Genomic DNA, 17393 nt, shown 5'->3' with positions numbered 1-17393 from the left:
GCCGGTGCGGATTCGCGACGAGCGCGGTCAGGATGAGCCGCATATCGACTTGGTGCCGCTGATCGACGTCATCCTGGTGCTGATTATCTTTTTTGTGGTGACGACGACCTTCGAGGCTCGCTCCACGCTGCAATTGCAGCTACCCAACGCTAGCGACCAGCACACAGCGGTGCCACCGCGTACTCTGAGCGTGTTGATCAATGCCGATGGGCATTATTTCGTCAACGATCAAGAAGTGCTGCGCACTGATTTGCAATCGGTCAAGCGCAGCATCGCTCAGGTCGCGGGCGAGGACCGCACCCAGCCTGTGCTGCTGCGTGCCGATGCGCGGACCCCGTATCAGGCGGTAGTCACCGTGCAGGACGCGCTGGGTCAGCTTGGTTTCCGCCGCATCGCCATCGCCACTGCACCCGATACCAACAGGGACGGAGGCACCAAGTGAACGCACCATTCGCCACGCCCGATCAAGACTCACCCTGGCGGACCTATCGCCGCTTGTTGTCGTATGCCGGTGGCTACCGTGGTTTGTTATTGATCGCCGCCGTTGGCGCGTTGTTGGAAGCTGTGGCCGGCTCGGGTTTTCTCGCGCTGATGAAGCCGATCACCGACGAGACCTTCATTGCCCGCAACCGCGAGGTGGCGATGTGGCTGCCTCTGCAGATCGTCGGTTTGTTCGTATTGCGCGGTCTTGCCGGTTACTTCACCGATATGGCGATGGGACGCGCGGCGCGCAGCATCGCTCGCGACTTTCGCGTCAACGTGCTGGACAAATACCTGCGCCTGCCGGGTAGCCGCTTCGATGTCGAGCCGGTGGCCTCGATGCTGGTGCGGCTGGGCTCGGACAGCGATCAGGTGGCGCAGGCGGCGGTCGATGCGATGAAGGTCATGGTGCAGCAGACGTTGCAGATCGTCGGCGCGCTGGCGGTGATGCTGTGGTACAGCTGGACGGTGACGGTGACGATTTTGCTGGTGGCGCCGCCGCTGGCATGGGTCATGGACCGGGTGGCCAAGCGCTATCGCCGGGTCAGCCACCGCATCCAGGAAAGCAATGCGGAATTGATGCAGGCCGCCGAGCAGGCGCTGTCCGGCAATCAGGAGGTCAAGGTCTACGGCGCGCGTGCCAGCGAGATGCAGCGCTACCAGGGCCTGGCCGATACCAACCTGCGTTTGGCGATGAAGGTCGAGTCCACCCGTGGCATCTCCTCGGCTGCGGTGCAATTGCTGGGTGCGATTGGTCTGGCCGCGCTGTTGTTGATCGCCGGTCACGAGGCATTGGCCGGGCGTTTGACCGCCGGCGAGTTCGTTTCGCTGATGACCGCGATGATGGCAATCATTCCGGCATTGAAGAATCTCACCAACGTGCAGAACATGCTGCAACGTGGTGTTGCTTCGGCGCAGCGGTTGTTCGTGGTGCTGGATGCGCCGGAGGAGCCGGACAGTGGCACACGCCGCATCGCTCGTGCGCAAGGATTGATCGAATTCCGCCAGGTGACCGCCAGTTATCCGGGACAGGTTCGTCCCGCCTTGGCCGAGGTCAGTTTCGTTGCTGCACCTGGAACCGTGACCGCGATCGTTGGGCGTTCCGGTAGCGGTAAATCGAGCCTGGTCAAGTTGATTCCACGTTTTTATGACCCGCAATCCGGGCAGATCCTGCTCGATGGCCAGCCGTTGCAAGATTACCGTCTGGCCGATTTGCGCCGGCAGATTGCGCTGGTCGGGCAGCAGGTGATGCTGTTCGATGGCAGCATCGCCGAGAACGTTGCCTACGGGGAGATGCGCCAAGCGGATGCGGCGCAACTGCGGCACGCGATTACCAGTGCCAACGCTATGGAATTCGTCCAGCAGTTACCCGATGGGATGCAGGCTCAGGTTGGTGCCAAAGGTAGCCGCTTGTCCGGCGGTCAGCGTCAGCGCTTGGCGATTGCGCGCGCCATGCTCAAGGATGCCCCGATTCTGATCCTCGACGAGGCCACAGCGGCGCTGGACAACGAATCCGAGCGCCTGGTGCAAGACGCGCTGCATCGGTTGATGCCCGAGCGCACCACGTTGGTCATCGCGCACCGTCTGTCCACCATCGAACACGCCGACCAAGTGCTGGTGATGGATCAGGGCAGTATCGTCGAGCGCGGCACCCATCGCGAACTGCTGGCACTGGGCGGCGTCTACGCGCACCTGCACCGCATGCAGTTTCGTGAAAGGCCGTTCGAATGAGCGACGAACGCGGACGGCAGACTCCTGCCTATTGGTACGGCACCGGCACCGCGCCGCTGTGGGCGCACGCGCTGACGCCGCTGTACGCGGGGGTGATCGCGCTGCGCCGCGCACTGTATCGTCGTGGCTGGCGTAAGCGTCACAGTCTCGCCGTGCCTGTGGTGGTGGTGGGCAATCTCACCGCGGGCGGCACCGGCAAAACACCGTTGACCATCGCGCTGGTGCGGCGTCTGCAAGAAGCGGGTTGGACGCCGGGGGTGGCCTCGCGTGGCTACGGTCGTCGCCAGGATCAGGTCGCGCGCTGGATCGAGTCTGCAACAGATGCCGAGCTCGGTGGCGATGAGCCGGTGTTGATCGCGCACAAGACCGGCGTGCCGGTGCGGGTGGATCGCGACCGCGTTGCCGCCGCACGCGCACTGCTGCAGGCCGGTTGCGACATCGTGGTCTGCGACGATGGATTGCAGCACTATCGGCTGCAACGCGACGTCGAGATCGAGGTGGTGGATGGTCAGCGCCGTTACGGCAACGCTCGTCTGCTCCCGGCCGGGCCACTGCGCGAGCCGGTCGCGCGCGGCGGTGAATGCGATTTTCGGGTCGTCAACCTGGGCCAGGACAGTGACAGCGGAGAGGTCCAGGTCGGCTTCGGCGAGTGGGCTATGCGCCTGCGCATCGAGAATGCACAGCCTATGCGCGGTGGTCGCGGGCGGTCGTTGCAAAGTTTTGCCGGCCAGCGTGTGCATGCCGTGGCGGGTATCGCGCATCCGCAGCGCTTCTTTGCCATGTTACGCGCGCATGGCATCGGGGTGGTGCCGCATGCGTTTCCCGATCACCACCGTTACAGTGCGGCAGATCTGGCCTTTGGCAGCGAGTTGCCGGTGCTGATGACCGAGAAGGATGCGGTCAAGTGTGCCGCGCTTGTCGATGATTGGTGCTTCAGTGTGCCGTTGGTCGCCGAATTGCCAGCGGCATTTTGGATTGCCCTGCTGGATCGGTTGGACAAGCTGCGTGGTCGCGCCGGCAATGTCGCTGAGTGAGCTGCCCGCGTGCCGAGGAATGTGATGCGCGCAGTGTCCGATGGCGCAGCGCGATAGAATCCTGGTGTATGTCGGGCCTTCGTGGTGCTTCGGCTCTCGCCGATACAATGCGATATGCCGCGTCGTGAGGCCCCGGCCGCGCTTGGCGCGTGCATCCGGGGCGCGTCTGCTTTGCCATTCATGACAACTCTGCGGAGAGACCATCGATGATGTTCGTATCGCGATATTTCCTGCGTTCGTCTGCCGCTGCCGGCATCGCTGTCGTATGAGCGGCGCTGTTTCTGCGCCGTCGTTCGTGGTCGCCATTCCTGCTCGCTATGCGGCCTCGCGCTTGCCGGGCAAGCCGTTGCGGTTGCTTGGCGGTGAGCCGTTGATCCGCCATGTGGCGCGCTGCGCGCTGGCCGCTGGCGCACAGCAGGTATGGGTGGCGGCTGACGATGCGCGCATTGCCGCAGCAGTGGCGGATCTGCAGGGTGTGCATGTGGCGGCGACTTCGGCCGAGCACGTCTCGGGCACTGATCGCCTGGCCGAATGCGCCGATATCGCCGGCTGGGACGATGCGACCCTGGTCGTCAACTTGCAAGGCGACGAGCCGTTCGCGCCTGCCGCAGGCATCGTGGCAGTGGCGCAGGCATTGGCCGAAAGCGACGCCGAAATGGCAACTTTGGGTACGCCTGTGGATGCGGCCGACCACCTGTTCGACCCAAACGTTGTCAAGTTGGTGCGTAATGCGCAGGGCAATGCGTTGTATTTCAGTCGCGCGCCGATCCCATGGCACCGCGAGGCGTTTGCCGCTGCCCGCACGCAATTTTCCCTGCCTGGTCCATGGTTGCGTCATATCGGCATCTACGCGTATCGCGCCGCTTTCCTGCGCCGCTTCGCGGCGATGCCGCCTGGGCAGCTGGAGCAGATCGAGTCACTGGAGCAGTTGCGTGTGTTGGAGGCTGGCTTCCGTATTGCGGTGGCGTTGTCGCCGGCTCCGTTCCCGCCCGGGGTCGATACCCCGGAGGATCTGGCCCGTGCCGAGGCATACCTACAGGGCATGGCATGAAGCTATTGATGGTCTGTCTGGGCAATATCTGCCGCTCGCCGATGGCCGAAGGTGTGTTACGTCATCACCTGCAGCATTCGCCACTGGCCGAGCAGGTGCAGGTGGATTCCGCCGGTACCGGAGATTGGCATCGTGGCGAGCCGCCAGACCCGCGTGCGATCGCTTGCGCCCGTGGTCACGGCGTGGATATTTCCGGGCTGCGTGCGCGGTCGCTGTGCGATGCCGATTTCGCCGCGTTCGACTGGATCTTGTGCGCCGATGCCAGCAATCTGCGCGACGTGCGTCGGCGCGCTCCGATCACGGCGCGTGCGCAGATGGCGCTGTGGCTGCCTTGGGCCGGAGTCGCGGCAGGTGAGGAAATTCCGGATCCGTACACTGGCGATAGCACGCACTTCGAGCGTGTCTGGCGCTTGGTAGACGAAGCCGCCGTCGCTAGCGTGGCGCGGCTCTCGGCTACCTTCGACTCCGGCATAATTGACCGATGAATTCCATTACTGATTTGGAACTGTTGTCGTCCAGTGTCTGGCTGAATGCGGCGCCGACCACCCTGCGTGAACAGCAGGGGCGCGCGCTGGTGTTGGCCTTCGTCAACGCTGCCTCGGTGTGGTGCGTGCAGCGCTTGGCCGAACTGAGCCATTGGCAGACGCGCAATCCCGGCCGGTTGCAGGTCATCGCGGTGCAAGTGCCGCGTTTTGACAGCGAACGCGAACCGGAGGGCGCGCTGAAGCTGCTGCGTCGCCAAGGTATTTCGGTGCCGATTGTGCTTGATGCGGATTGGAAGATTTGGCAGCGTTTCAATATTCATTCCTGGCCGACGTTGGTGCTATTGGACGCCGATGGCTTCGAGTACGAGCGTCTGGTCGGGATCGGTGGCGTCGTGTTGGACAGGGCGCTGCAAGGGGTGTGCGCCGAACAGCCGCTGTCGTTGGACGAGGATCTGCGCGATGTCCGCGAGACTCAACCAGAGCCGCGTTTGCCCTTGCGTTTCCCCACGGGTCTGGCTCTGGCAGAGGATCGCCTGTATATCGCCGATAGCGGTCATCATCGCATTCTCGAATGCACGACCAGTGGCCGTGTGCTACGCCAGTTCGGCACAGGCACTGCGGATTTGATCGACGGTGAGCTGGGCCAGGCGGCGTTCCATCGTCCGCAGGGGTTGGCCGTGCAGCGTGGGGTGCTGTACGTCGTCGATACAGGCAACCACGCACTGCGCCGTATCCACCTGTTGACCGGCCAGGTCGACACGCTATGCGGCAACGGACGTGCTGGCGAGCCGGTCGAGGGCCCGGTGGGGCAGCCCCCGCTGGTCGCGTTGAACCACCCGCAGGATCTCGTGGTCGCCGATAACCATGTGTACATGGCGATGGCCGGCGATAACTGCATCTGGAGTTATGAACTCGGCAGCCGCAGCTTGCGCCGCTGTGCCGGTGCGGGAACGCTGGAGTTGCGCGACGGCAGTGCCTATCTGGCCGCGTTCGCGCAGCCGTGCAGCCTGGCGGTGGTGAATCAAGTGCTGTATGTCTGCGATGCCTTGGGATCGTCGGTGCGCTCGATGCAGTTGCGCGGGGACCTGGTGCAGACCTTGCTCGGTGGTCAGGGAGTGTGGGATTTCGGTCATGAGGATGGTCCGCGCAGCCGTGCCAGGCTGCAATTCCCGCAAGCGATCGCGCTCAGTCCGGACGCGCCGCTGCTGTGGATCGCCGACAGCGGCAACGGCAGTCTGCGCAGTCTGCGTCTGGGCGGTGGGGAATTGTCGACCGTGGCGTTGCCACGGCGTTTGCACGGTCCGGCTGGGCTGGCGGTCGGTGCCGGGACGGTGTGGATTGCCGAGACCGATGCGCATGCCGTGCTGCGCTACGACATTGCTAGCGGCGAACTGAGCGAGCTGCCGATCAGCGAATGAGCGCCTCCGCATTGCCCGCGTTCGATGGTAAGGCGTTTGCCGCCAACCTCAGTACTGCGCCGGGTGTGTATCGCATGTATGCCGCCGACGACACGTTGCTGTACGTCGGCAAGGCTGGCGCGCTGCGCAAGCGCGTGTCCAGCTATTTCAGCGGTTCGCCGAAAAACGCACGGACCATGACCATGCTGGCGCAGGTGGCGCGCATGGACGTGACCGTCACTCGTAGCGAGGGCGAAGCGTTATTGCTGGAAAATCAACTGATCAAATCGTTGGCGCCGCGCTACAACGTGTCGTTGCGCGACGACAAAAGCTATCCCTATGTTCTGTTGACCCGTGAGGAGTGGCCGCGGATCGCCTTGCATCGCGGTCCGCGCGCGGTGCCTGGGCGCTATTTTGGTCCGTATCCGGGCGTGACCGCCGTGCGCGAGACGCTCAACCTGATGCATAAGCTGTTCAAGCTGCGTAATTGCGAGGACAGCGTGTTCCGCAATCGTTCGCGACCGTGTCTGCAATACCAGATCGGCCGCTGTAGCGCGCCATGCGTGGCCTTGGTGGCGGCCGACGAATACGCCGAGGCAGTGCGCCGCGCCATGCTGTTTCTGGACGGTCGCAGTGACCAGCTCGGCGAGGAACTGGTGCAGGCGATGCAAATGGCTAGCGAGCGGCTTGAGTTCGAGCGTGCCGCTCGCCTGCGCGATCTGCTCGGCGCGCTGCGCAGCATGCAGACCCGGCAATATGTCGATGGTCGCGCGGCGGATTTGGACGTCCTCGCTTGCGCCACGCAGGGTGCGCATGCCTGTGTGCTGCTGCTGGCCTTCCGCGATGGCCGTAATCTCGGCACGCGCACGTTTTTTCCCAAGACCAATGGCGAGGAGAGTGCGGCTGAAGTGCTGGGCGCGTTCGTGTCGCAGTACTACGCCGAACATCCGCCGCCGCGCGAGGTGTTGTTGGATCGCGAGATTACCGACGCCGCGTTGATCGAAGCGGCATTGAGTTCCGCTGCCGAGCGCAAAGTCCAACTCAAATGGAACGTGCGTGGTGAGCGTGCTGGCTATCTGGAGCTGGCCAGCCGCAATGCGCAAATCGCGTTGGTCAGCGAACTGAGCAGCCATCAGGCCCAGCATGCCCGCAGCGAGGCGTTGCGGGAAATGCTGGAGCTGGAGGAGCCGGTTAAACGCGTGGAATGTTTCGATATCAGCCACACCATGGGTGAGGCGACCGTGGCATCGTGCGTGGTCTTCGACGCCAGCGGCCCGGTGCGCAGTCAATATCGGCGCTACAACATCAGCGGCATTGAACCGGGCGACGACTATGCGGCGATGCGTCAGGCAATCGAGCGCCGTTTCCGACGTGCCGTGGAAGGCGAAGCCAAGGCGGAGGCGGTGCTGCCGGATGTGTTGTTGATCGACGGCGGTGCCGGCCAGTTGGCGCAAGCCAGCGCGGCGCTGATCGCGCTGGGCGTGGAGGGCGTGCGGTTGATCGGCGTCGCCAAAGGCGTAGAACGCCGTGCCGGTCACGAGACCCTGGTCATGCCGGACGGGCGCGAGTTGCGTCCTGGTGCGGCGTCGCCGGCGCTACAGTTCATCCAGCAGGTGCGCGACGAGGCGCATCGCTTCGCCATCACAGGCCATCGTGGTCGCCGCCAGAAGGCGCGTATGACCAGCAAACTCGAAGACATCCCAGGCATCGGTCCACGTCGCCGCGCCAGCCTGCTGAAGCATTTTGGAGGACTGGCTGGGCTCAAGGCCGCTGGCGAAGCGGAGATCGCGCGGGTGGACGGCATCAATGACGCACTGGCCGCGCGAATCTACGCTAACCTGCATGGACTGCCGGTCCCCGACCCGGCAGGCGAGTAGAGCAGCGCAATGAAGTTGACCATCCCTACCTGGCTCACGCTGCTGCGGATCGTGATGATCCCGATCTTGGTCCTGGTGTTTTACTTGCCCTATCCGTGGACCAACTTCGCCGCCGCTGCGATTTTCGGCGTGGCTGCATTCACCGATTGGCTGGACGGCTGGGTGGCGCGGCGCTACCACCAATATTCGGCGTTCGGTGCGTTCCTCGATCCGGTTGCCGACAAATTGATGGTGGCAGTGGCGCTGTTCCTGATCGTGCAGGGCCATCCGACCCCATGGATGGCAGTCTGGGCGGCGGTGATCGTTGGTCGTGAGATTGCGGTGTCGGCGTTACGCGAATGGATGGCCGAAATCGGCCAACGTGCCAAGGTGCGGGTGGCGATGATCGGCAAGATCAAGACCACCGCACAGATGGTCGCGTTGCTATGCCTGCTGTATTCGGTGATGCCCGATGGCTCGCCGCCGCAGAGTGTGTGGATGGGTTTGTTCATCTTCCATGTCGGCGATTGGACGCTGGCGATCGCGGCGATCCTGACCCTGCTGTCGGGGATCCAGTACCTGCATGCGGCGTGGCCGAGCCTGCGCGCCGACGAGCGTGCGGCGGTGGCGGAAAAGAGTGCAAAAAAAACCGAAGCTAATAGTTGACAGCCTCTGTGTTCCAGGTAGAATTCGCGGCCTCAAGCGGGAATAGCTCAGTTGGTAGAGCGCAACCTTGCCAAGGTTGAGGTCGCGAGTTCGAGTCTCGTTTCCCGCTCCATATTCAGGCCCATCGACATACATCGATAGCGGCAAATACTTCAGATCAAGAACCTCGCCCCGTTTCGCCCTTCCCTAGATCCACTCGGCGATGGCGTTCTTTGCATTGTGACCCAGATCGATCACGCACCCCGACTATCTGCTGCCGAACGAATGGCATCAGGTAACGGATAGGCGTGACAGCAGAGTTTGCATGCCGCAAACAATGTGGATCCGCACAGGTGAGAGATGAAAGATGATCTTTCCCGGCATCTGCAAAGCGCCATGCACTCAGCGGCAGGGTAATGTCGAGGCAGTCAGGATGCGGAACGGATGTTTTAATTGCGCAGCAGCGAGCAGTCGCAAAATCAACGGCGGGTCGTTGAATCGAGATGGAGGCCTGGGTCGGAATTGAACCGGCGTACGCGGATTTGCAGTCCGCTGCATAACCACTCTGCCACCAGGCCGATGGACTTAACATCTCGTCGGAGCGCTATCGCCGCGATCGACAAAAACAAAGCCCCGCTGCCGGGGCCTGTGTCGCAGAAGTTCTACACTTTCTGCGCTTGCAACCCAAGAGTTTGATTCAAAAGAATTTTTTGAATGAAACAGATAGCAAGGGAGTGCATTGTGGACCAAGCTCCACAGCTTGGCAACCCCGCAGCGGCCAAGCGTGCGAACTGCAAATCCGCACCACACACAAACCCGCACTGCATTTTGGCAGTGATCGGCATGAGCGTCAGTGCGCTGCGCTATTGTCCGCGCGCCAATCGCAACGTCGAGTTGCGCGAGCGCATCCTTGCGTTGGCGCATCGCCATCGCCATCGCCATCGCCATCGCCGCGATGGCGTGGGGATGATCCATCTCACACTGCGGCAGGCAGGTCGCATCGTGAACTACAAGCGCGTGGAGCGGTTGTATCGCGAGCAGCACCTGCAAGTGCAGCGTCGCAGGCGCAAAAAGCGCCCATCGGCGAGCGTCAATCGCTGCTGCGGCAAGTGCGGGCCAACCAGGGATGGTCGATGGACTTGGTGTTCGACCGCACCGCTGAAGGCCGGGCACTCAAGTGCCTGGTGATCGTGGACGATGCCACGCATGAAGCGGTGGCGATCGAAGTGGAACGTGCGATCTGGGGACATGGCGTGACGCGCGTGCTCGACCGGTTGGTACGACTACGCCACTTGCCGCAGGTGATCCGCACCGACAGCGGCAAGGACGTCTGTGGCAAGGCGATGGTCCGCTGGGCCCATGAGCGCGGCGTGTAGCTTCGGCTGATCCAGCCGGGTAAGCCAAACCAGAACGCCTACGTGGCGTCGTTCAACGCTCGCTTGCGCGATGAATGTTTCAGCGAGCACCGGTTCCCACGACACTGCTTCACGCCTGCGCAGAGATCGAACGCTGGCGCCGGGAATGCAGCGAAGAACGCGCCAAAAACACCATCGGCGGGATGATACCCACTTACTACGCCAAGCATTTGCAAAACATCGATATCATCAAAACTCGGACTCTAAACCCGGCCACGACTCAGGGTGTGCGGAGGGCGTGGAGTCGTCGCCTCGTCGGCGAAAAAATCCCGCTTGAAAGCGCTGCGCAAATTATGTAATGCTGAGTTGTGGGTGCGTGAAACTGTGTTTGGATGCGGAAGATTTTTAGAAATCCCCCTTAATCTAGAGGTTTCCCATGATCATAAAAGAACGCAGTTGTAATTGGTGTAGCGGCTGGTTGCGGCTTAATGCCGGCGCAGCGCTAGTGGTGACGTTAACACTGCAGGTATCCGCAATTGCGGCAGAAGTTCCAGCGGCGGCCGTTGACAGGGGCACGCCCAGCCACATCGACGCCGTGTCGTCCGATGTTGACGTGCGCCAGAAGGTTTATTTCGCCGGCCCTACAAAGGGCTTCGTCGCCAAGGCGCTTTCGGCATATCTGCCGGCCGGTACTGAAAGCAACTATGACATCCTGGTGATCGGCGATGCCGACCGGGGAGGCAGCGCCACGCTGGAGCTGGCCCGCAAGGCGCTGGCTGAAGGCAAAGAAGTGGTGTTGGACGCCGCCAGCGACGGTTCGGCTCAGTCGGCCCACGCAAATACGCTAAGGGCCCTGGCGGGAACCAGCATCGACTCGGGCGCAGTGCGGGTTAAAAAGGCTGATCGCGGCTACTATGTGACGCCGATCGACACCCCCGAAGTGGTGCAGAAGAAACTGCAGATGGCCGCGGCCAATGCCCAATCGCAAGAATCCGATAGCAAGCCCAGTGTTAATTCCGTACAGAATATTTTCGGAATTCAGAGTAAGGAGCCTGCGCAATGAAAGTCACTCATATCGGTAGTACCTTGGCTTTCGTGCTGGCGGCAACCCCCATTCAGATCGCTCATGCCGATGCCTGTTTTCCGAGCAATGACGGCAACGGTGGGTTCGTGAGCCTGATGGGCGACCATACCTCGTGGGGAATCGCTACGAGCCAGGCTCGCAATACGTGGGACGACTGGATCTGGCGAGGCCCGTTGTTCTACTGCAATAATGCAGGCTTGAATTGCACCTACAGTTGGAGCAAGTCGAACACCTCGGAGTACCAATGGTCGATCGGTGTGAACCTGGCTGCGAGCCTCCCCATCGTCGGAGGATTCTTGGGGATGTTCAACATCGGGGGGGAATACCAGCAACAAAAAAGCTATACGGAGAGCTTCAGTTGGAGTCAGATTATCGAACCCGGTCGTACCGCGCAGCCCGTGCAGGTTGTTGTGCGTCGCTGGAAGGGCGGTGTCTTCCAGGGGGGCTGGTGGAGGGTCGATGGCGGATCATGCACAATCATAAGCCGCGTTGGAAAGGGCTCATACATGAAACCTGGCAACCGTTATTGGTGGGACGGTAGCGTTCACTACGGCAATTGGGATGCTGAGGTAGAAGAGGGCCGCTTCGCCATGTACAACATCTGGTGATCGTCCGTGGCGCATCACGCCTTGGCATTAGGCGTGATGCCGCCTGCAAGGCGACTTGGCGGTAAGTGCGTGGCTTGGGGGATTTCAGCAGACTTCGCTGTCTGCTCGACAGGTAGACGCAGATGTAGCATCAAGACCAAGACGCTACTGACTTCGCTGGAAGTTCACATCATGCGAATTGGAGCGGGAAACGAGACTCGAACTCGCGACCTCAACCTTGGCAAGGTTGCGCTCTACCAACTGAGCTATTCCCGCATTCAGAGCGCATAGTCTACAGTCCTGCGAAGCATCGCGCTAGATCCTTTACAAGGATGTGTCGCGTGCAATGTCTGCGGGCGTTTGCATCCCCGGAGTTCCGTAGACACTCAATGACTCTCGTTGTGCGTGGCGCCGTTCTGGCTCGACAGGGGACAGATCGTCATCGGAAGCGGTGGCGGCGTTTGGAGTTGGGGTGACGCTCCTGTTCCTGAGTCGTGTTCGGGTCTGGGCACGGGTCGCATGATATTGCTGTTGGTCGGATGCCGAGCATGCGCGGACGCGGTGATGTCGCCGATGGCCTTATCTGCTCGCTATTGTTTGTATTCGCATCGCTAAGGCTCTTTAGTCTGTGGATGTCGCAGGGTAGGGAGCCGGCCCGTGTTCTCGTTGAGGCATCAGTCGCGCAGTCGGCCATTGAACGATTGGAGATAGGTGTTTTGATTCGGCCTGCGGGGGTGGATCAGCCGCGACTGCATGCCACGGACAGATTCCCAGGCAAGCAATGCCTTGCCGCAGAACGCTTGGCCATCTTTGCGACGGATCGCCTACGGCAGGCTGCGACTGTGCGCCAGCCGGTCCAGCACGCGCGCCACGCCATGGCCGGAGATGGTGCGCTCCAGCTTGATCGCGACAGCCTCATGCGTTGCGTCGTCCACGATCACCAAGCGCGTGAATGATGGCGAGGCAGGAACGACTCGATGCGGTGGCGGACCATCAAACGACCAGAGCCATGACAGTCAGGCGGTGACCAACAGCTTGAGCGACGACGCGGTGCACATCGCCGTGCTGGTGCATGATGCGCAGATCGTCGGCACGCGCCACGTGGTACTGGTGGCGTGCAACAAGTTGATCTTGGAAACGGCGCAGAACACGCATAGCAAGGACGACGCCAGCCAGCATAAGCGCGGTGTTTCGGCGCTGGCCGTGCCAGCTTCATCATTGCTGGCGGCAAGCAGGCCAACACGCTCGCCACCGCGCAAGTGACCCACAAGCGCGCAGTGCGGTGAACCTCAGAAACGAAAAAACCGCCTCTTCATGGGCGGTTTTTCATATTCCTTCCTTGCTGTAACTTGGAAGTGCAATCAAATCACTATAAATCATTGATTTGATTGGTGGGCGGTACAGGGTTCGAACCTGTGACCCCTACCATGTCAAGGTAGTGCTCTACCGCTGAGCTAACCGCCCCTGTCTGCAACAGCGCACCGTCACAGGGGCGCGCATCTTAGCTCACCTGACGGGCAAGAACAATAGCCTGGGCACGCCTTCGACTAGGTACAGACCTAACCGACCAGACTGGCATCGCGCAGCTTCTTCATCTGGTCGCGCACGCGCGCGGCATCCTCGAATTCCAGGTCGCGCGCATGCTGGTACATCTTCTGCTCCAGTGCCTTGAGCCGTGTCGCGATCTCCGCTGGCTCAAGCGTGCGATAGTCGAGCGATTCTTCCGCCACACGACGTGCCTTCCCCTTGCCGGGTTTGGCTTCGGCCTCACGCGCGCCCTCCAGGATATCCACGATCGGCCGCGCCACCGACTTGGGAGTGATGCCATGCGCCAGGTTGTACTCCACCTGCTTTTCGCGGCGGCGACCGGTCTCGTCGATTGCCGCCTGCATCGAACGCGTCATCTTGTCCGCATACAAAATGGCCTTGCCGCGTACATTGCGCGCAGCACGGCCAATCGTTTGAATCAGCGAACCGGTGGAACGCAAGAATCCCTCCTTGTCCGCATCCAGGATCGCGACCAGCGATACTTCTGGCATGTCCAGTCCTTCGCGTAGCAGGTTGATGCCGACCAGTACATCGAACTTGCCCAGGCGCAGATCACGGATGATTTCCACACGCTCGACGGTATCGATGTCCGAGTGCAGATAGCGCACCTTCACTCCGTGCTCGCCCAGGTACTCGGTGAGGTTCTCGGACATACGCTTGGTCAGAGTGGTCACCAGCACCCGGTCTCCATCGGCCACGCGCAGGTTGATCTGCGAGAGCAGGTCGTCGACCTGGGTGGCGACCGGACGGATCTCCACCTGCGGATCGATCAACCCGGTCGGCCGCACCACCAACTCTGTGATCTCGCCTGCCGACTCGCGCAACTCGTATGGCCCAGGGGTCGCCGACACATAGATACTGCGCGGCGAACGCGCCTCCCACTCTTCGAAGCGCAGTGGCCGGTTGTCCAGCGCCGACGGCAAACGAAACCCGAACTCGACCAGTGTCTCCTTGCGCGAGCGGTCGCCTTTGTACATCGCGCCGATCTGCGGCACGGTGACATGGGATTCGTCCACGACCAGCAAGGCGTCGGGCGGCAGGTAGTCGAATAGGGTCGGCGGCGGCTCGCCCGCCGCCTTACCGGTGAGGTGGCGCGAGTAGTTTTCGATGCCGTTGCAATAGCCCACCTCGGCCATCATCTCCAGGTCGAACTGGGTGCGCTGCGCCAGCCGCTGCGCCTCCACCAGCTTGTTCTGCGCGTATAGCTGTTCGAGCCGTTGTTTGAGCTCAAGCTTGATCGTATCCACCGCGCTGAGCGTGCGCTCGCGGGTGGTCGCATAGTGCGTCTTGGGGTAGATCGTGTAGCGCTGCAGTTTGCGCAGGGTCTCGCCGGTCAGCGGATCGAACAGCGCCAACTGCTCGACGTCACCGTCGAACAGTTCGATCCGCAGCGCCTCGCTGTCGGACTCGGCCGGGAACACGTCGATGACTTCGCCGCGCACACGGAAACTGCCGCGATGCAGTTCGTACTCGTTGCGGGTGTACTGCAGGTCGGTCAGGTGGCGAATCAGTTGACGCTGCTCGATGTGCTCGCCGATCGACAGAATCAAACGCAGCGACAGATAGTCGTCCGGCGCGCCCAGGCCATAGATCGCCGAGACCGTGGCCACCACCAACGCATCGGGGCGTGACAGCAGGGTCTTGGTCGCGGCCAGCCGCATCTGTTCGATGTGTTCGTTGATCGAGCTGTCCTTCTCGATGAAGGTGTCCGAGGACGGCACATAGGCCTCGGGCTGGTAGTAGTCGTAGTAGCTGACGAAGTACTCGACCGCATTGTTCGGGAAAAACGCCTTGAATTCGCCGTATAGCTGCGCCGCCAGCGTCTTGTTCGGCGCCATCACCAAGGTCGGCTTCTGGATCGCCTGGACCACATTGGCGATGGTGTAGGTCTTGCCCGAGCCGGTCACACCGAGCAGGGTCTGCTTGGCCAGACCGGCCTGGAAGCCAGCGACCAGCTTCTCGATCGCTTTTGGCTGGTCGCCTGCTGGCGAATACGGTGAGACGAGCTGAAAACGGTCGGACATGCACACACCTCAAAGGTGGGAGACGGCAATGGGCATCGACTGACCTAGCGCCGAGGGAAGCTCCTACATGGGAACGCAGCCCCCCCTCATTCAAGTCCTGTCACTTGACCATGAGACTGGCAGCCTCTCAAGGATAGGAGGGCGATCATGCGCAAAGTATGCAGCAAAGGCTACACATTGCTGGAAGCAATGATCGTGATGGCACTGATCTGCATCGTCACCGGGATCGGTCTGCCGGGGTTCCGGGACTTGCGGTCGAGCCATCGGGTGAGCGCAACCATCCACCAACTCAGCACTTATTTCGCACTGGCGCGTAACAGCGCCATCAGTTCCGGCATTCCGGTGAGCGTTTGCCCTTCTCTTGGGGACGGCCGCTGTCGCAGCGATAGCGACTGGAGCCAAGGCTGGATGGTGTTCCGCGACCCTGAGCGGCGAGGTCAGCCCGACGCGCCCATCAGCATCCTCAGCCAGGAAACCGCGCCAGCCATCGGCTCGTTGGCGGTGCTATCCAGTCAGGATCGGTCCTTGGTCCGCTTCTTCCCGGACGGACTCAGCAGCGGCAGCAATCTCACGGTCAGGATATGCGAGCGTGGACGGCTACGCGCCAAGGTTGTGGTGAACAACAGTGGCCGGACGCGCTCGGTTAAAGCGCAAGGAGGCCGGTCGTGCCTGGCTCCGGACTGAAAATACAACAGCGGCAATTGCGCGCGGCGGTTGTCATGCCCCGTTGAAATCCTGCACGGGTGTTAGTTTTCGACGGAGAAATCTGTGAGCGAGGTGATGGACGAAGAGCCTAGTGGGAATCTCGCCGGCGCTGACCTCTGCTCCCGCATTCGGAGGGGGTTGCGCGTGCCGGTGCTCAATACAGAATTCGCGTCCGTAATGTTCCCGCCACCCGTGCCAGTTCCTCCTTCAGCGCCGCGGCCTGTTCCACGCTGGCGGCGATGTCGATCACCACATAGCCGACCTTGGGGTCGGTGCGCAGGAATTGGCCGTCGATGTTGACGTTGTGGCGCGAGAACAGATCGTTGATCTGCGACAGCACGCCCGGCACGTTGCGATGGATGTGCAGCAGACGCAGGCTTTGGTCATGCTCGGGCAGGGTGACCTCGGGGAAGTTCACCGCAGACAAGGTGCTGCCGTTGTCGCTGTAGCGCACTAATTTGGCCGCCACTTCCACGCCGATATTGTCTTGCGCTTCCAGCGTGCTGCCGCCCACATGCGGGGTCAGGATCACGTTGTCGTGCGCGGTCAGAGGCGATTCGAATAGTTCGCCGTTGCCCTTGGGTTCGACCGGGAACACGTCCACCGCCGCGCCGCCGATGTGGCCGCTGCGCAGCGCCGCGTCCAGCGCATCGATATCGATCACGCTGCCGCGCGAGGCGTTGATTAGGTGCGCACCCGGCTTCATCTGCGCCAGTTGCGCCGCGCCGATCATGTCCTTGGTCGAGGCGAGCTCGGGCACATGCAGAGTGACCACGTCCGCGCGTGCCAGCAGATCGCTCAGGTCGGCCGCCGCCCGTGCATTGCCCAGCGACAGCTTGGTCTCGATATCGTGGAAGATCACCTGCATGCCCAGCGCTTCGGCCAGCACGCCGACCTGGGTGCCGATGTGGCCGTAGCCGACAATGCCCAGCACCTTGCCGCGAGTTTCGTGGCTGCCGGTGGCCGACTTGGACCAGCCGCCGCGATGGCACTCGGCGTTTCTTTGCGGAATGCCGCGTAACAATAGGATCGCCTCGGCGATGACCAGTTCGGCAACGCTGCGGGTATTGGAGTAGGGCGCGTTGAACACCGGAATCCCGGCCAGTTCGGCCGCGTCCAGGTCGACCTGATTGGTCCCGATACAGAAGCAGCCGATCGCGATCAGGCGCTTTGCCTGCGCCAGCACTGGTGCGCTGAGCTGGGTTCGCGAGCGGATACCGACGATATGTGCCTCGGCGATGCGCTGCTTGAGTTCTTCTTCCGGCAGCGACTTGGCGTGCAATTCGATCTGCGAATAGCCGGCGGCGCGAAACGTGTCGATGGCGGTCTGGCTGATGCCTTCGAGCAGCAGTACACGGATATCCTGCTTCGGGAACGAGGTCTTCTTGGGCGACATTGCGGCGAGCGGGCC

14 protein-coding genes, 4 tRNA genes and 2 pseudogenes are annotated in these 17393 nt (G+C 61.9%); 14 read left to right on the top strand and 6 right to left on the bottom strand.

Annotated features, from left to right (window positions below):
• The first annotated feature begins 4 nt into the window (after positions 1 to 4).
• From XALGPE39_RS08065 to XALGPE39_RS08025, 9 genes are all read left to right on the top strand, one after another.
• Positions 5 to 442: a biopolymer transporter ExbD gene (locus tag XALGPE39_RS08065; RefSeq protein WP_045727735.1), complete on the top strand. Its 438-nt coding sequence runs from the start codon at positions 5 to 7 to the stop codon at positions 440 to 442.
• Positions 439 to 2211 (top strand): lipid A export permease/ATP-binding protein MsbA, encoded by a 1773-nt coding sequence (gene msbA / locus XALGPE39_RS08060; protein WP_045727734.1) that lies wholly within the window; start codon positions 439 to 441, stop codon positions 2209 to 2211. Before XALGPE39_RS08065 ends, msbA begins: the two co-directional genes overlap by 4 nt.
• Positions 2208 to 3245 carry a tetraacyldisaccharide 4'-kinase gene (gene lpxK, locus XALGPE39_RS08055; protein WP_045727733.1) on the top strand — a complete coding sequence of 346 codons (1038 nt, stop codon included), beginning with the start codon at positions 2208 to 2210 and terminating at the stop codon, positions 3243 to 3245. Before msbA ends, lpxK begins: the two co-directional genes overlap by 4 nt.
• Before the next feature lie 265 nt (positions 3246 to 3510).
• Positions 3511 to 4296, top strand: a complete 786-nt coding sequence (gene kdsB, locus XALGPE39_RS08050) for a 3-deoxy-manno-octulosonate cytidylyltransferase (RefSeq protein ID WP_045727732.1) — start codon at positions 3511 to 3513, stop codon at positions 4294 to 4296.
• On the top strand, positions 4293 to 4781 hold the full coding sequence (locus XALGPE39_RS08045; protein WP_045727731.1) for a low molecular weight protein-tyrosine-phosphatase: 489 nt from the start codon (positions 4293 to 4295) through the stop codon (positions 4779 to 4781). The genes kdsB and XALGPE39_RS08045 overlap by 4 nt, the downstream gene beginning before the upstream one ends.
• Positions 4778 to 6199 (top strand): nhl repeat protein, encoded by a 1422-nt coding sequence (locus tag XALGPE39_RS08040; protein ID WP_045727730.1) that lies wholly within the window; start codon positions 4778 to 4780, stop codon positions 6197 to 6199. Before XALGPE39_RS08045 ends, XALGPE39_RS08040 begins: the two co-directional genes overlap by 4 nt.
• Entirely contained in the window at positions 6196 to 8055 is a 1860-nt protein-coding gene (gene uvrC / locus XALGPE39_RS08035) for an excinuclease ABC subunit UvrC (protein WP_045727729.1), read from the top strand. The genes XALGPE39_RS08040 and uvrC overlap by 4 nt, the downstream gene beginning before the upstream one ends.
• A gap of 9 nt (positions 8056 to 8064) precedes the next feature.
• Positions 8065 to 8700 (top strand): CDP-diacylglycerol--glycerol-3-phosphate 3-phosphatidyltransferase, encoded by a 636-nt coding sequence (gene pgsA, locus XALGPE39_RS08030; protein WP_045727728.1) that lies wholly within the window; start codon positions 8065 to 8067, stop codon positions 8698 to 8700.
• A 36-nt stretch (positions 8701 to 8736) separates the two neighbouring features.
• Positions 8737 to 8812, top strand: a tRNA-Gly gene (locus tag XALGPE39_RS08025).
• Between the two features lie 371 nt (positions 8813 to 9183).
• On the opposite strand, the gene XALGPE39_RS08020 is transcribed toward XALGPE39_RS08025, so the two are convergent.
• Positions 9184 to 9257: transfer RNA gene (locus XALGPE39_RS08020), tRNA-Cys, on the bottom strand.
• A gap of 250 nt (positions 9258 to 9507) precedes the next feature.
• Between XALGPE39_RS08020 and XALGPE39_RS08015 the strand changes: the two are divergent.
• The 3 genes and pseudogenes from XALGPE39_RS08015 to XALGPE39_RS14895 all read left to right on the top strand — a co-directional run.
• Positions 9508 to 10285: pseudogene (locus XALGPE39_RS08015) on the top strand (IS3 family transposase); the annotation flags it as partial.
• A 185-nt stretch (positions 10286 to 10470) separates the two neighbouring features.
• Positions 10471 to 11097, top strand: a complete 627-nt coding sequence (locus tag XALGPE39_RS08010) for a hypothetical protein (RefSeq protein ID WP_045727727.1) — start codon at positions 10471 to 10473, stop codon at positions 11095 to 11097.
• Entirely contained in the window at positions 11094 to 11726 is a 633-nt protein-coding gene (locus XALGPE39_RS14895) for a hypothetical protein (RefSeq protein WP_052690037.1), read from the top strand. The genes XALGPE39_RS08010 and XALGPE39_RS14895 overlap by 4 nt, the downstream gene beginning before the upstream one ends.
• A gap of 179 nt (positions 11727 to 11905) precedes the next feature.
• Here the strand turns inward: XALGPE39_RS14895 and XALGPE39_RS08000 are convergent.
• Together XALGPE39_RS08000 and XALGPE39_RS16435 are read right to left on the bottom strand one after the other, a co-directional pair.
• A tRNA-Gly gene (locus XALGPE39_RS08000) sits at positions 11906 to 11981 on the bottom strand.
• Positions 11982 to 12217: 236 nt separating this feature from the next.
• Positions 12218 to 12649 (bottom strand): annotated as a pseudogene (locus XALGPE39_RS16435) (transposase); the annotation flags it as partial.
• Here XALGPE39_RS16435 and XALGPE39_RS07990 point away from each other — a divergent pair.
• Entirely contained in the window at positions 12606 to 12968 is a 363-nt protein-coding gene (locus XALGPE39_RS07990) for a hypothetical protein (RefSeq protein ID WP_152624852.1), read from the top strand. The pseudogene XALGPE39_RS16435 and the gene XALGPE39_RS07990 sit on opposite strands and share 44 nt — an antisense overlap.
• A 126-nt stretch (positions 12969 to 13094) precedes the next feature.
• Here the strand turns inward: XALGPE39_RS07990 and XALGPE39_RS07985 are convergent.
• Both XALGPE39_RS07985 and uvrB read right to left on the bottom strand, forming a co-directional pair.
• Positions 13095 to 13169 (bottom strand) — tRNA-Val (locus tag XALGPE39_RS07985).
• Positions 13170 to 13264: 95 nt separating this feature from the next.
• Positions 13265 to 15277, bottom strand: a complete 2013-nt coding sequence (uvrB, locus tag XALGPE39_RS07980) for an excinuclease ABC subunit UvrB (RefSeq protein ID WP_045727725.1) — start codon at positions 15275 to 15277, stop codon at positions 13265 to 13267.
• 147 nt (positions 15278 to 15424) lie between these two features.
• Between uvrB and XALGPE39_RS07975 the strand changes: the two genes are divergently transcribed.
• Entirely contained in the window at positions 15425 to 15961 is a 537-nt protein-coding gene (locus XALGPE39_RS07975; protein WP_045727724.1) for a GspH/FimT family pseudopilin, read from the top strand.
• 175 nt (positions 15962 to 16136) lie between these two features.
• On the opposite strand, the gene serA is transcribed toward XALGPE39_RS07975, so the two are convergent.
• A complete protein-coding gene (gene serA, locus XALGPE39_RS07970; protein WP_045727723.1) occupies positions 16137 to 17378 on the bottom strand; it encodes a phosphoglycerate dehydrogenase in 1242 nt (413 codons plus the stop codon).
• Between the last annotated feature and the right edge of the window lie 15 nt (positions 17379 to 17393).

It is taken from the genome of Xanthomonas sp. GPE 39 (assembly GCF_000963005.1).
Classification (GTDB): Bacteria; Pseudomonadota; Gammaproteobacteria; order Xanthomonadales; family Xanthomonadaceae; genus Xanthomonas_A.
The sequence above is the reverse complement of the archived record's forward strand: the minus strand, read 5'-3'. Positions and strand labels throughout refer to the sequence as shown.

What these genes read in the sequence shown, in the direction of transcription:
- uvrB (WP_045727725.1), bottom strand. Translation starts at nt 15,277, where the DNA reads ATGTCCGACCGTTTTCAGCTCGTCTCACCGTATTCGCCAGCAGGCGAC.
- XALGPE39_RS08010 (WP_045727727.1), top strand. Translation starts at nt 10,471, where the DNA reads ATGATCATAAAAGAACGCAGTTGTAATTGGTGTAGCGGCTGGTTGCGG.
- lpxK (WP_045727733.1), top strand. Translation starts at nt 2,208, where the DNA reads ATGAGCGACGAACGCGGACGGCAGACTCCTGCCTATTGGTACGGCACC.
- kdsB (WP_045727732.1), top strand. Translation starts at nt 3,511, where the DNA reads ATGAGCGGCGCTGTTTCTGCGCCGTCGTTCGTGGTCGCCATTCCTGCT.
- pgsA (WP_045727728.1), top strand. Translation starts at nt 8,065, where the DNA reads ATGAAGTTGACCATCCCTACCTGGCTCACGCTGCTGCGGATCGTGATG.
- uvrC (WP_045727729.1), top strand. Translation starts at nt 6,196, where the DNA reads ATGAGCGCCTCCGCATTGCCCGCGTTCGATGGTAAGGCGTTTGCCGCC.
- XALGPE39_RS07975 (WP_045727724.1), top strand. Translation starts at nt 15,425, where the DNA reads ATGCGCAAAGTATGCAGCAAAGGCTACACATTGCTGGAAGCAATGATC.
- XALGPE39_RS14895 (WP_052690037.1), top strand. Translation starts at nt 11,094, where the DNA reads ATGAAAGTCACTCATATCGGTAGTACCTTGGCTTTCGTGCTGGCGGCA.
- XALGPE39_RS08045 (WP_045727731.1), top strand. Translation starts at nt 4,293, where the DNA reads ATGAAGCTATTGATGGTCTGTCTGGGCAATATCTGCCGCTCGCCGATG.
- serA (WP_045727723.1), bottom strand. Translation starts at nt 17,378, where the DNA reads ATGTCGCCCAAGAAGACCTCGTTCCCGAAGCAGGATATCCGTGTACTG.
- XALGPE39_RS08040 (WP_045727730.1), top strand. Translation starts at nt 4,778, where the DNA reads ATGAATTCCATTACTGATTTGGAACTGTTGTCGTCCAGTGTCTGGCTG.